The organism is Marininema mesophilum (assembly GCF_900106775.1).
GTDB lineage: Bacteria > Bacillota > Bacilli > Thermoactinomycetales > DSM-45169 > Marininema > Marininema mesophilum.
In genome coordinates, this window is sequence record NZ_FNNQ01000014.1 from 39,402 (window position 1) to 53,583 (window position 14,182).

Here is a 14,182-nt window from a genome sequence, read left to right on the forward strand (position 1 = left end):
AGGAGGTCATTTAGCATGGAGAATCAAGTATCTAAGCAGCTACATTCACCGGTAGATATGGTTAGTACATTTCCCTTATTGAGAAATTACAAATTTATCTGTCTATGGATAGCTAGTCTCTTTTCCGGGATTGCTTTTTCCGCCTATCTCACCACGGAATCTTGGTACGTAGTGAATGGACTTAAAATGAAATGGGCTGTGGGTGTTGTGATGATGGTAACGGCAATCCCAAGGGTAGTTTTCATGATGTGGGGTGGTGTTATAGCGGATCGTTTTGATCGTGTTCGCATCATGTTTTTGTCGAGTGGGGCCCGCTGTTTATTGATTGTTGCGATGGTATATCTCTTATGGGCAAAGGGGTTACCGTTACTTTATTTACTCCTATTTGCCGGAGTATTCGGAGTACTCGATGCATTTTTTGGGCCAGCAAGCCAATCGATATTGCCTCAGATAATAAAAAAAGAGCAACTGTTAAAGGCCAATTCTTTTATGGAGATCACACGAAATTTTGGGGTGATCCTAGGGCCAATTTTTGCGGGTGTCATACTTAAATGGGGATCATTTATCGCTTCCTTTTCCGTTTCTGGTGTCGCATTGATGATTGCTTGTCTCTTTCTCACGGGGATCCAACTACATAAGGATCAGACTACCTCCTCCTATCGGGAAAAGAAGTCTACTTTTCAGGAGCTAAAAGAAGGCATTCATTATGTTTGGGCCACTCCCTGGTTACGTACCCTTATGTTAATCGCGTTGTTAACTAATCTATTGTTGCAAGGTCCTTTGCAGGGTGGAATTCCTTTAATGGTAAAGTACCAATTACATGGGGATGCCTTGGATCTTAGTTTTTTAGAGGGCTCCATTGCGGGAGGGATGATAGGGGGAGCATTATTAATAGGGTGGCTGAATTTTCGTCGACGGAGAATGCTGATTAGCATCATACTAATCATGTTCCTCGGTGTAGCGATCGCTATCTTTAGTGTTATTATGGAGACATGGCAGGGGATGATTGTTTTAGCGTTCGGTGGTGTGGCGATCTCTATGAGTAATACGATTATCATCACCTTATTTCAGGAGAGGGTGGATAAAGAGAAGATAGGACGGGTAATGAGTCTTGTAGTTACGGCTGCGATGGGTTTTATCCCTCTTTCCCATGGACTTGTATCATTGATATTATCTATGGGTGTGTCGATCTCAGCCATTCTCTTCTGTTCTAGTACACTGATGATCCTTTATAATGGCCTTATGCTAATGACAGCTAGGGTGATCCGCGAGACAGATTAAGGGGTAATAAGCGTGGATATCAAATTTATATAGATGGGAGGCTCGATCATTGGTACGATTGCAAAGGGTTACTGATTTAGAGTTAATGAAATTGATTTCTGATCCTAGGCGTAGCCAAATCATGAATCTGTGTACTCAGGAAGCACTCTCAGTGAAGGAATTAGCAATAAAGCTGGGGGAAGAGCCCTCTCGCCTCTATTATCATGTGAATAAACTGGTCGATCACGAACTGTTAGAAGTGGCCGACACACGTCAACATGGGAATCTGACAGAAAAGCTGTATCGTACAAACAACGTGACATATAACATAGATTTATCCTTGCTTGCAGAAGCACCCCAGAGGGTACTAGCAGGAATACAACAAAGTGTAAAGTATGGATTCGATATGATCGAGAAGAACGTTTCCCTCTGGAAAGAGGAAAATGAGGATGAGGAAAAGCCGGGTCGACTTCCCTACCATGTGACCATTAATAGTGGAACCAATCGCTTGACCAAAGAGGAGTGGCTTAATAGCCTTCAACATGGCTGCACATTCTGGCAAGACAACAAGGATGAACAGGAAACGTGGCCTGAGGAAATCGGGAGGTTGTTCGAGGATACAGGGGATGAAAAAGGAACCTATCAATACGTTTTGATCAGCTACCGTATTGAAGACGGTCAGAAACTGGGGATCATTCCCTCCTTTAGTGAGAAGGATGAGGAAAAGAATGACTGATGAGCGAATGGATGTGTAATAAACGTTGGAGTATGCTGATGAATTTCGGCATGTTTCAATGTTTTATTATTAATGCGCCTGATATTTTTATTGATTTTGTTAAAGAAAGGCGCATAGAAAAGAGGACCACACTGAATTGGATCAAAGTAGTGGATGCGGGAAGATAATGAGACGAAGAGCGTAGTGAGGAAGAACACACTTGTCTACGGGAGAGGGGTTTTTTAGTGGAATAGTTCATGACGGAGATGGTGCATTCTACGTTTCGTTATTTGTACAAGGTGGACTTTATTATTTCAAAACAACAAATAAAAATCTACAACAAACAAATTCCCTATTTTTTTTTTGTATACAAGCAAAGAAAGGAAAAAGCGATGTATATATTAGAGTCAGAAAAATAAGGAGTGATGTGCTTGAAAAGGTTTAGGCGTATAGGATTAGTTGTTGCTGCTCTTGGTTTTGGATTATCTATGGCATGGTCACCCATCGCTGGAGCGCAACCATCGGCAAAACACAAAGGATTGCAAGTAAAAGACAGAATTATTGTAAAGTTCAAAAAAGATGTATCGGCAAGTAAGATTAGCAGCCTGCACAAAAAAGAGGAGTCGACGGTTGAATCCAAAAACAAGAGTTTAGGGTTTCAAGTAGTCAAAGTCCATGGTCAATCTGCACAACAAGCAATTAAGGATTACAATAAGATGCCGGATGTGGAATACGCAGAGCCTGTCATTAAATATAAAGCTTTCTGGACCCCGAATGATCCTCTGTACGCATCTGATCAATATGGGCCACAGAAAATGCAGGTACCAGCGGCTTGGGATGTTACCAAAGGTAGTAGTGATGTGAAAGTTGCCGTAGTGGATACAGGCGTACAGTTTGACCACCCGGATTTAAAAGGACAAATCCTTCAAGGATATGACTTTGTAGATAACGACAATGATGCTAAGGATGAACAGGGCCATGGGACACATGTGTCAGGAACCGTTGCTGCGTTAACGGATAATGGTGTAGGTGTTGCTGGTGTAGCTCCCAATGTAAAAGTGTTGGCGGTCCGTGTGCTCGATGAAAATGGTTCGGGTACCAACGAGGGAGTGGCCAAAGGAATTACCTACGCAGCAGACCAAGGGGCGAAGGTTATCAGCTTGAGCCTCGGGGGATCTAGCCCCTCGAAAACCTTGGAGGATTCAGTGAACTATGCATGGAATAAGGGAGCTGTGGTAGTATGTGCGGCCGGAAATTCAGGAAATACCTCCCCAAATTACCCTGCGTACTATGAAAAAGCGATTGCAGTAGCGGCTACCAATGCCGATGATAAAAAAGCCTCCTTCTCTACCTATGGAACTTGGGTAGATGTAGCGGCACCTGGAGAAAACATCATATCGACAGTCTTAGGTGGAGGGTATGACAAGTATAGTGGTACGTCGATGGCTACACCCCATGCATCTGGTGTCGCTGCGCTCTTGGCATCTCAAGGACGATCCAATACAGAGATTCGTTCCACGTTGGAGAGTACAGCAGATAAAATTACAGGGACAGGTGACTACTGGGTACATGGCAGGTTGAATGCGGCGAAAGCCGTGGGTGCGGGTGGTGGCGATCCAGATCCAGACCCTCAGGATACTTTTGAGCCCAACAACAGTCTCGCCACATCCCATGGACCCCTAACATCTGGCACTGTCTACAACAGCAAAATCTTCAGTGAGACCGATGAAGATTGGTACAAAATAAAAACCAGCTCCACCGGAACCATTGCTGTGAACCTCTCCAATGTACCAGCGGACTACGATCTTTACCTGTATAATTCTTCGGGGAACCTGCTTTCTTATTCATGGAATTCCGGAACCTCCAACGAGTCCATCTCTACTAGAAGGGCAGCTGGTACTTACTATATCAAGGTAGTCGGTTGGGATGGTGCCCATAGCACCACGAGCAACTATGCTTTAAAAGCTACTTTTAAGTAAGCAAACCAGGTAGTTTCTTGATCAACGTTGGTAGTCAAAGTGCCTACTTCGATTCATCGGAGTAGGCTATTTATCTATTGTTGATTGGAGAGCAGGGTAACCAATGACTCGGAAATTCATGTCTCGTAGGTTGTATTGAAGTGGGAGGAACAACCCTATCAAAAATGGATTTATATGGATAATAAGGGTAATTACCCCGCGAGTAGAGACTAATTGTAGATTAAGGGAACTATCGGGATTTGGGAAATTTTAATTGACATAATACGGAGTGCGCGTTAAAGTGAAATTACTTAACCTTATTAAATTATCAACTACAGAAATATTAATGTGGTGAAGATTTGCTGATGGGCAGGAGAGGAAGATCAATCATGGATCACACGGCAGAAAAGTTGCAGGGCGGTTTGGAGAGTACAGGAGGCAACCGGGCGATCTTAATTACTGGACTTATTATTGCGATGTTGTTTGGCTCTTTGGATCAAACGATTGTAGGGACAGCCATGCCGAGGATTATTGGAGAGTTAGGTGGACTCTCTATGATGACTTGGGTGACGACTGCCTATATGCTCGCTTCGACAACCGTTGTACCCATTGCGGGTAAATTAGCGGATCTGATGGGGAGAAAAAGCATTTATGTGACAGGCCTACTTATTTTTGTGATTGGATCTGCAATGTGCGGATTAGCCCAGAACATGACACAGTTGATCTGGTTCCGAGGGCTACAAGGGATTGGTGCAGGCGTGATGATGCCGATGGCTATGATTATCATCGGTGATCTCTTTACCGGCAAACAACGGGCAAAGTGGCAGGGTATTTTTGGAGCGATGTTTGGTTTGTCATCGGTCATTGGTCCACAGATTGGTGGTTGGATTGTGGATGCGAGCCATTGGAGATGGGTATTTTATATCAATCTACCCATTGGCGTGCTAGCCATCATTTTGATTTCCATCGGCTTAGGAAAGAGTCAGCTTAAGAAAAATATTCAATTTGATTGGGCAGGCATCTTCACTATGATCGTGGGAGTCGTATCGATCTTACTTGGGTTGACCATGGGCGGCAATCAATATGAATGGGCATCCTGGCAGATCATTGGACTCTTTGGTATAGGAGTGATCACGCTTACCCTCTTTACTTGGATTGAGTCCAGAGCGGCAGAACCAATTTTGCCTGTGAGATTGTTTAAACATAAAACCTTTCTTACATTAAACGGGATCGGTTTTTTGATGAGTGTAGGGATGTTTGGTTCCATTATGTTTGTTCCGTTATATTTGCAGGGCATTCTTGGGGTGAGTGCATCCGCCTCAGGAAGTGCAATGACACCGATGATGCTTACTATCGTGTTAGGGAGTATCCTGGGTGGGCGACTAGTACAAAAGCTAGGCGTACGATTACAAACAGCCACGGGTATGGTGATTATGGCGATCAGTTTTGTTTTGCTGTCCACGCTGGCGATTGATACATCCCGCTGGATGGTTACTCTTTACATGGTGGTCTTAGGAATGGGAATGGGATTAGTCATGCCGATTCTCACTGTCGCTCTTCAGGAGAGTTTCCCAAAATCGGAGCTAGGTGTCGTCACCTCTTCCAGTCAATTTTCTCGTCAAATAGGGGGGACGTTTGGGATGGCGATTTTAGGGGCTGTACTCAATGCGAAATCGAGCCAGCTCTTGACAGATAAGATGGAACCCATCGCCGCTCGGATGCCTGGCAACGAGATGATCCAGCAACTGATGGTGAAAGTAAATGAAAATGCCCAAGGTTTGTACTCCTCCTTACTGGATCCCAAAACCTTAGCTAAGATGCCTCCCATGTTTAACGAATCAGTGTTGCCGATATTAAAAACATCCTTGGTCCAATCTTTGCACAGTGTTTTTCTTTTTGGACTGGTTTTTGTGTTGTTGGGTACGGTGTTAACTGTGTTTCTAGGAAATGTCCGCATATCGGATCGAGAAGAAGAAAAAGGTGAGGAGCCTCTGCCTGAAGTAAAATAAAGAGGGCTCATAATAATAAACCAGTGCCTGTTCGCGATGAGCGGAAGGCCCTGGTTTTTTTGTGGAGAGAAGATGTTAACAACGCCGACAATGGCATTATTAAAGTTTGATGGTTACGATGAAGATGGTGAAAAGAAGAACAAGCACAGAGATGTTGAGAAGCATGATGTAGCGTTTTACTGCGGTTTCTGCAGCCTGTCCGCTTTCGGCTTGAGCGCGTTTGGATAATTTCCCACCATAGATAGGGAAAGCGATGATATAGAGAAGGATGAAGATACTAATGCCCCGTTCCTTAATGGTGAGCCAGAGAGGCATGTTGGAAGACCACATTGGAGACAAGTACATGTAAAATCCAGCAAGTGCACCAAGGACAGCAACTGGGATCATCATACGTACGTTGAGATTGTGAATGCTTTCCATGCTCTTCTTCATGGAAAGGCCTTCTTCGTTTAAGCGTGTTGATTTTCGAAGCCATATCACCATCACAGCAAGGCCACCAAACCAGCTAGCCATAGACAAGACGTGAATAAAGAGAGCAATACTGTAATCCATTTGCATGATTCACTCCAATCCCTTTCATCATGAAATTAGCCGATGAGGATTTCAAAGGTTTCTAAGTCAGGTTTGCGACCTTCATTGTTTCCACTTTTTCCTCCGTGTGCGCGAGAAAAGGCTTCACTTTTTGTCCAGTTGATAAAATCTTCTTGGGTTTCAAATACACTCTCGACGACTAAACGACTGCCATCCTCTGCCTTGAGAAGTCGAAAAGAGACAAAACCAGGCACGGACTGCATGCGCTTGTCTGCGTCTTGAAACCTCTCAACGAGGTGATTAAGTTGTTCAGTTGACTGAATCGCGATGCGGTTATTCACCTGATACATGCCATCACTCCTTTCTTGATTTTATTGTACATGGAAATAGGATCTGTGTCTGCTTACAACACCAGTGTATCCCGATAAATTGGGAAAATAGCTTTTCTTGTGTTACAAAGATGAGTCAATAGTATGGTGAAAAATAATGTCCCCAAGCAACTTGCTCAGGGGCTCAGGGGACATTATTTTTTAAATAGAATTTATTTTAGGGGAATCATGAAACGACACACTATGAAAAATAAATTTTTTTGAAATTATACTTGTCTCTTATCATATAGAAGGAATATTATATTTCTATAGTTCTTCGCCCTATCGGTGATTACACAAAAGAGTGTAAAAGGAGATGCTGTTTAGGTTATGGAATTAGAGCGAGAAGTAACTGTAGAGGCACGATCGATTTGGAGGAATAAAGAAATCTTTCTATTACTAGCATCGACCGTTCTATCGGGGATATCGATTTCAATGTACATCGTATTTGAGCAACTTTTTGTCCTGCAACAATTACATATGAGTGCTGCTTATATGGGGTTAGTGATGATAGCTACATCTTTGCCAAGGGTATTATTTATGGCGGTGGGTGGAGTATTAGCAGATCGATTTCGTCGCTCTCAGTTGATGTTGATCTCCTTGTTTACACGCTGTTTATCGATAGTAATCCTTATTCTTCTTCTCCATTATGGTTGGTTAAATGTATGGCTACTAATGGGTGTCGCTTTTATTTTTGGATCGTTGGATGCACTATTTTGGCCAGCCCGGGATGCCTTGGTACCTGTGATCGTACCAAAGGATCAGATTACACGAGCCAATTCCTTCATGCAGACAACCAGTCAGGTATCGATCTTAACCGGCCCGTTGGTAGGTGGACTGGCGATTACTGGTGTAGGGTATGAGGGAGCATTGATTATTATTTTTGTGGTGTTGCTACTGGGAGGTAGTTTATTGTTTTTTATTCGAGAACCCATTGAGCCGATTACACGGCCCTTTGCATTATTCCAGGACTTAAAGGAGGGTTTTCTCTATGTTGTTCGTTCACCATTGATAGCGACATTGATTGGATTATTTATTTTAGTAAACTTCTTTTTTGTCGGTCCGTTAATGATGGGGATTCCGATAATAGCTAGTACCATATTGGATGGTAGTCCACTGGCACTCAGTTACTTACAAAGTGCTCTTACTGGGGGAATGCTGATAGGCGCCATGGTAATTGCTTATCTCAACCCTCAACGTAGGAGGGGCTCATTGATTCTGAGTTGTTTAATAGTCGAAGGGATACTACTAATCGCTTTAAGCTTTCTCACTAATCTCGTATTTCTGATTGGAACGATGGTTGCGGTGGGGATGTGTATCGCTTCAATCAATATTTTTGGTCCCAGTATAGTGCAAGAAAATACAGAGGTTAAAAAACTGGGCCGTGTGCTAAGTTTGAATACTACTGTATCCATGGGTTTGATTCCGGTGGGATATGCAGCAGTTTCAGGGGCATTATCCATGCACCTATCCATCTCATCCATTCAATTTTATTGTGGATGGATATTAGTCGGGATTGCGATTATTGTGATGGGGATATCCAAGCCCATGCGCAAAGCAGATTGATAGAATGATGGAAGATTAGTTAGTATTGTCATCGATATAGATCTTGTCAAGGCGTGAACCGATCAGACTGAGGAGTTCGGTATTTACTGTAGAAGCTTGTTCTGCAAGGGCAGTGATGTTGATTTCTGGGTGATCTGGGCCAAATAAAATCACTTCATCCCATAGGGAAGCCTGGGGAATATCTGTGACGTCTATCGTACAATGGTTCATATAAATGCTACCTACTAGAGGAGCTAATTTGCCATGAAGAAGTACGGAGCTAGTATTTGTCAAGTGACGGTTATAACCATTGGCGAATCCGACAGATAGGGTTGCGATCCTACTTTTTCGTGAAACAACATAGTTTGAGCCATAACCGATCGAAGTTCCGGCCTCTACATCTTTGAGGAAGATCACTTGAGTCTTGACAGTCATCGCGGGCTGTAAGGAGAGTGCTTCTGATGTGATATCCTGGGACGGAAAAGCCCCATATAATAAAATTCCAGGTCGAACGATGTCCAGATGAAGACCAGGGAAATTTAAGAATGTGGAGCTGTTTGCGAGGTGCCGGTCAGGGATTGTAAAACCGTCCTGTTCCAGTCGCTCTGTAATCGATATAAATTGCCCGGATTGTTTCCAAACAGATGAGTGATCGAGGACATGGGCGGAGGATAATTGGGTGTAGATTCCTTTAAGATGTACATTTGGAGATTGTTGGATTCGTTGCATCGTTTGGTAAATCACAGGGTAGTGTGGGGGGTAACCGATACGCCCTAATCCTGTATCTAATTTGAGGTGGATTTTTGCAGGCTGTCCAATACTAGAGGATCGGTAGGCTAATTCATCGATCATTTCATCATAAAATACAGCTTGCATGAGATCATGGCGAATTAATGGTTCCATATCCGCCGGATGTGTGTTTCCAAAAACGAGAATGGGGGTTTGAATCCCATGTTGACGTAATTGTAGGCCCTCATCCACTGTAGCAACCGCCAGTTGATCCACACCCTGTTCAACAAGTTCTTCGGCTATAGGAAGAAGACCATGGCCATATGCATCTGATTTGACTACAGCCATTATTTTGGCGGTGGTCATTTTTTTTATTTCTTGATAATTATGACGAATTGTAGCTAGATTTACTGTTGCCCATACCGATGAGAAGTTTTTTTGGAGCCTATCCGTACTCTTGAGCATATGGATCCTCCTGTTTTTATATTTTTTAATAATATATTGATTATAGAAAGGTGTCAATACTGCTTATATATCATTATTTTATTTTTTATTAATTATTGTTATTTTATGAAACAAATTATTTATTTTAATTTATAATTATTTGTTTTATAAAATTGATGAATAGCATTGAAATTAATTTTTATATCGTGTAAAGTGAAAAGCGGAAAGAAATCATTTCATTTTTTCATGGAAAGAAATCATTTCTATTTTTAAATTTGGTATAAAATTATTAAATATACACATTTTTGTATATAATATCATAATTGCGCAGTCCATGTCTTTTGTTATCATTTGGTACAATCAATTAAATTAATAGGTATTATTTAAATATCTTATAAAAACATTCTTTTTCCATTTTATAGTATTTTAAAAATATGAAAGTGGGAGAATGATGAGTATTCCAAAGTTGGCGTTTAATACGGTGGTAGAGGGATTTAAGCATTATGCTTTGGATCAACCAGAAGCTACGGCGGTAATTTGCAGTGGAAATTCGGTTACCTATAGACAGTTGGATCAAGAATCAAATCGATTGGCAACCGCTTTACTTTTGGCACTACCAATATCCATAGATTCCATTGGTTTGATGATGGATCGCTCTATTGATTTAGTTGTCGCAATGATGGGCATTTTAAAAACGGGCGCATCTTATCTTCCGCTGGATCCAGCGCTTCCATCGGAACGGGTAAATACGATTATGGAAGATGCCGGGCTCAATTACATAATCACCGATGAGAAGTATAGAGAACTTATGGACTCAGTCGATGATTTCCAAAATGAACAGGTTCCCTTTTCTCCAGTTAGACCGGATCAGGTAGCTTATGTTATTTACACTTCGGGTTCAACTGGGAAACCGAAGGGGATTATGATTGAGCATCATGCATTGAAACAGTTTATGACTGGGTTTAAAGAGGAAGTAAACTTAGTGGATCATAGCAAGATGTTAGCATTAGCGACGATTTCATTTGATGCATCCATTTTAGAGATACTAGTGCCTTTGGGGTTCGGATTTACAGTTGTGATGGCTAATCAGTCGGAGCAACAGGACCCTCATTTACTAAACCAATTACTGATGAGGCACTCCGTCGATCTAATTAATATTACCCCTACACGCATGCAACAGATTCTTAGTGCTAAAGCAACAGAGGGCCTTCGTCATGTAAGGAAAATATTTTTTGCAGGGGAGCCTCTGTCTGTAAGCTTGTTGCAGAAAACCCGAAGGGTTACTTGTGCAACGTTGTATAACCTGTATGGGCCGACGGAGACTACAGTATCGATCACAGCAAAGGATGTAACCGATGCAGATCATATTACGATTGGTCAGCCTATCCGTGGAGTAGAGTTTTATGTGGATGAGCGGAATGAATTATATATCTCAGGGGAAACGTTAGCGCGGGGATATCTTAACGATTCTGCTCGGACGGAAGAAAACTTTATAGTTTCCAAGGCACTTAAAGGGAAGCGCTTGTATAAGACAGGAGATTTAGTTCGAAGGCTCCCAAATGGTGATTACGAATATATAGGCCGGGTAGATAACCAAGTCAAAGTAAATGGTTATCGTGTGGAACTAGAAGAGATTGAAAAGCAGTTATTGGATTTTCCCGGGATGGATGAAGCTGTTGTTACAGTGGATGAGAGAGAAGAAGGGTTGAAAGTGCTTTGTGCCTATATCCAATGTGTACAACATCCTACACGGATAGCTCTCTATCAACACTTAGAAAATAAACTACCACAGTACATGATTCCGAGGGAATTCTATGTGTTGGATCAGTTGCCACTGACACCGAATGGAAAAGTGGATCGTAAGGCGGTCAAACAGTTGGAAGAGGCACGATTGTTGACCAGTGATGCACTACAGCTACCGGTAAGCCCGACAGAACAGCAATTAAGTTCAATCTGGTCGACCATACTTGGAGTATCAACCATTGACCGTAATGAGGACTTCTTCCATTTGGGTGGACAATCGTTACTTGCTACAAAAGTAATGCAAGAAGTGAATCATATTTTCCATGGGAAGTATTCCATCGGTGACTTATTTAAAAATCCCACTATTGCGAAACTAGCGGCTGTAATAGAGGAAGGTTCTGAGGTCAGAGTAGACCGTCCAGTGTGGCAGTTAACGGAGAGAGAATACAAGGATGATGACTCATCTTTAAAGCCCCTATCTCTTTTTCAACACCGCTTGTGGATTACAGATAAACTCTATGAGGATAGTCCCTCCTATAATGTGGTGACGGTATGGCGTATAAAAGCAGGTTGTGACCCTGAGATTCTAGAACAGAGCCTGCAAGAAATTGTACAGCGGCATGAGAGTTTAAGGACTGTGTTTATGGAATCAGAAGGGATACCTGTACAAAGGGTGATGCCTTCATTAGCTGTTCCACTAAGGGTTATGAAACGGCCAGAAGTAGAGAAAGAAAAGCGCGAACAAACAATTAGTGAAGTGGCAGAAGAATTACGAAAAGAACGTTTTTCCTTAGAAGAAGGTCCCTTAATTCGTGCACATATTTTGCAGTTTGGAACAGAAGACCAAGCGTTAATAGTTACGATGCACCATATCATCTCGGATGACTGGTCGATGGGAGTTTTGATTGGTGAATGGACTGCGATCTATGAGGAAAAGTTCTTCAAAAAGCAAGCGGATTTACCGGATCTTCCTATTCAATATGGTGATTTCTCTGTATGGCAAAATCACTTGAAAAATGAAGAAAGGATGAAGAAAGAGGAAAGTTATTGGAAAAAGAAGTTAGCTGGTCCATTACCAACATTAGATTTACCCTTAGACAGTCCCCGCCCTCCTCGATTTACCCACTTAGCAGATTCTGAAGTCATTTACCTCAATGAAAGTATTACAAATGACCTATATAGAGTAGCTAAAAAATATGAAATAACGCTTTTCATGCTTTTTATTACAGCATACAAAGTATTACTACATACAAAAACTCATCAAGAAGATATTTTAGTAGGATCACCAATTGCTTCTCGCAAGCAAAAAGGTACTGAAAATCTTATTGGATTTTTTGTCAATACGCTCGTCTTGCGCACATCCCTATCTGGAGATCCAACCATCTCTGATTTACTCTATCGAGTACGACAAACGGCCCTGGAGGCGTATGATCATCAGGATTTGCCCTTTGATCAGTTGGTGGAGGTGGTTAAACCAAAACGGGATTTGAGATATCCGTTGTTAATACAAGCTTGGCTTGTTTTTCAGCATATTCCGCAAGCGGTAAAAACAAACGGTATTGAATTTCAGCTAATGCCTTTAGAGGTGGATACAACCAATTTTGATTTATCCATGTCGGTAGTGGAGCTCGATAAGCGACTTCGTGTCTCACTTACGTACAATAAGGATTTATTTCAATCAGAAACGATTAGCAAGTGGATGAGTCAGTTTGAGCAAATCCTGACGTTGTTGATCCATGAGCCAGATAAGCGATTATCAGCTATCGGCAAGCAATTTTCTTCTCAGCAGAGAAACGAATGGAAGAAAAAAAAGAAAAAACTACAATTCAAAAAGGGGTTATAGGGAGAATGAAAAAACCTTCTTGGAAGAAAAAGTCCTTTCAGCTGGGGTCTTCGCCGATCTCTGCACGAGAAATTGTGGGTACGAGTCATTTTAATGGGAATGAGAATGGGAAGCTACCATTAATCATTCAACCAACGATTCCGGATGTGGACTTAACAGGTTGGTACAAGAATAATGAAGCCTGGGTTGAAGAAAATCTTCTACATTATGGTGGTCTTCTCTTTCGGGGTTTTAATATTGGCAAGCAAGAGGATTTTAATCGTTTTATTCAAGAGGTTTGTCCACAAGTGATGACTTATAAAGAAGGGGCCACTCCTCGCACGAAGCTGAGTGAACAAGTGTATACATCCACAGAATTTCCTGCATCCCAAAGAATTGAACTGCACAATGAACTTTCGTATGTCCATAATTGGCCACGTAAAATCTGGTTTTGTTCGATCAAAAATGCTCAAAAGGGCGGGGAAACGCCAATAGCCGATGTGAGAAATGTCTATAAACGGATTAGTGAGGAAACGAGAGCTAGATTTGTAGAGAAGGGCTGGATGCTCGTAAGGAATTTTGGTGAAAAGTTAGGATTACCATGGCAGGATGTTTTTCAGACGGATTCCTTGAAAGAGGTAGAGGAATATTGTGAAAACCATGGGATTACCCTAGAGTTTCTGGGAAATAATCAGTTGCGCACGAAGCAGGTGCGACCGACAGAAGAAATTCATCCGCTGACGAAGGAACCATTGTGGTTCAACCATATGGTTTTCTGGCATGAATCTAGCTTAGATTCACAAGTGAGGGAGATGTTATTAGCGGAATTTGGGCGAGATAGACTTCCGTTTAATACGTATTACGGCGATGGGGAACAGATTGAGGACGAAGTGATCGCCGAAATTAGAGCAGCTTATCAAGCAGAGACAATTGCCTTCCCTTGGGAAGAAGGGGATGTATTGATGCTGGATAATATGATGGTTGCACATGGCAGAAATTCCTTTGAAGGTGAGCGAAAAGTGTTGGTATCTATGGGAGAACCCATTCAACGATAAGGA

The 14,182-nt window shown here is 42.1% G+C and carries 11 protein-coding genes; 8 read left to right on the top strand and 3 right to left on the bottom strand.

All coding sequences use genetic code 11. The annotated features are described in order from the left end of the window. Positions 1-15 precede the first annotated feature (15 nt). The 5 genes from BLV90_RS13025 to BLV90_RS13045 all read left to right on the top strand — a co-directional run bounded on the left by BLV90_RS13025 (position 16) and on the right by BLV90_RS13045 (position 5,942). Positions 16-1,281, top strand: coding sequence for an MFS transporter (locus BLV90_RS13025; RefSeq protein WP_091741863.1), 1,266 nt, complete (start codon positions 16-18; stop codon positions 1,279-1,281). Positions 1,282-1,330: 49 nt separating this feature from the next. Continuing rightward, positions 1,331-1,996 (top strand): winged helix-turn-helix domain-containing protein, encoded by a 666-nt coding sequence (locus BLV90_RS13030; protein WP_091741869.1) that lies wholly within the window; start codon positions 1,331-1,333, stop codon positions 1,994-1,996. 199 nt (positions 1,997-2,195) lie between these two features. Next, on the top strand, positions 2,196-2,420 hold the full coding sequence (locus tag BLV90_RS13035) for a hypothetical protein (RefSeq protein WP_091741876.1): 225 nt from the start codon (positions 2,196-2,198) through the stop codon (positions 2,418-2,420). Then, complete coding sequence (locus tag BLV90_RS13040; RefSeq protein ID WP_245726355.1) at positions 2,407-3,954, top strand: S8 family serine peptidase; 1,548 nt, start codon at positions 2,407-2,409, stop codon at positions 3,952-3,954. The genes BLV90_RS13035 and BLV90_RS13040 overlap by 14 nt, the downstream gene beginning before the upstream one ends. Positions 3,955-4,322: 368 nt before the next feature. After that, positions 4,323-5,942: an MDR family MFS transporter gene (locus tag BLV90_RS13045; RefSeq protein ID WP_091741882.1), complete on the top strand. Its 1,620-nt coding sequence runs from the start codon at positions 4,323-4,325 to the stop codon at positions 5,940-5,942. Positions 5,943-6,041: 99 nt separating this feature from the next. On the opposite strand, the gene BLV90_RS13050 is transcribed toward BLV90_RS13045, so the two are convergent. Together BLV90_RS13050 and BLV90_RS13055 are read right to left on the bottom strand one after the other, a co-directional pair. Continuing rightward, positions 6,042-6,500, bottom strand: a complete 459-nt coding sequence (locus BLV90_RS13050) for a hypothetical protein (RefSeq protein ID WP_091741886.1) — start codon at positions 6,498-6,500, stop codon at positions 6,042-6,044. 29 nt (positions 6,501-6,529) lie between these two features. Then, positions 6,530-6,823, bottom strand: coding sequence for an antibiotic biosynthesis monooxygenase family protein (locus BLV90_RS13055; RefSeq protein ID WP_091741891.1), 294 nt, complete (start codon positions 6,821-6,823; stop codon positions 6,530-6,532). Between the two features lie 348 nt (positions 6,824-7,171). Here BLV90_RS13055 and BLV90_RS13060 point away from each other — a divergent pair, with 348 nt between their 5' ends. Continuing rightward, positions 7,172-8,407, top strand: a complete 1,236-nt coding sequence (locus BLV90_RS13060; protein WP_091741896.1) for an MFS transporter — start codon at positions 7,172-7,174, stop codon at positions 8,405-8,407. Positions 8,408-8,422: 15 nt separating this feature from the next. Here BLV90_RS13060 and alr read toward each other — a convergent pair whose 3' ends face one another. Beyond that, complete coding sequence (gene alr, locus BLV90_RS13065; RefSeq protein WP_091741901.1) at positions 8,423-9,580, bottom strand: alanine racemase; 1,158 nt, start codon at positions 9,578-9,580, stop codon at positions 8,423-8,425. A gap of 430 nt (positions 9,581-10,010) precedes the next feature. Here alr and BLV90_RS13070 point away from each other — a divergent pair, with 430 nt between their 5' ends. Together BLV90_RS13070 and BLV90_RS13075 are read left to right on the top strand one after the other, a co-directional pair. Next, on the top strand, positions 10,011-13,145 hold the full coding sequence (locus BLV90_RS13070) for a non-ribosomal peptide synthetase (RefSeq protein ID WP_177168062.1): 3,135 nt from the start codon (positions 10,011-10,013) through the stop codon (positions 13,143-13,145). A gap of 5 nt (positions 13,146-13,150) precedes the next feature. Further along, complete coding sequence (locus BLV90_RS13075) at positions 13,151-14,179, top strand: TauD/TfdA family dioxygenase (RefSeq protein WP_177168063.1); 1,029 nt, start codon at positions 13,151-13,153, stop codon at positions 14,177-14,179. Positions 14,180-14,182: the final 3 nt, after the last annotated feature.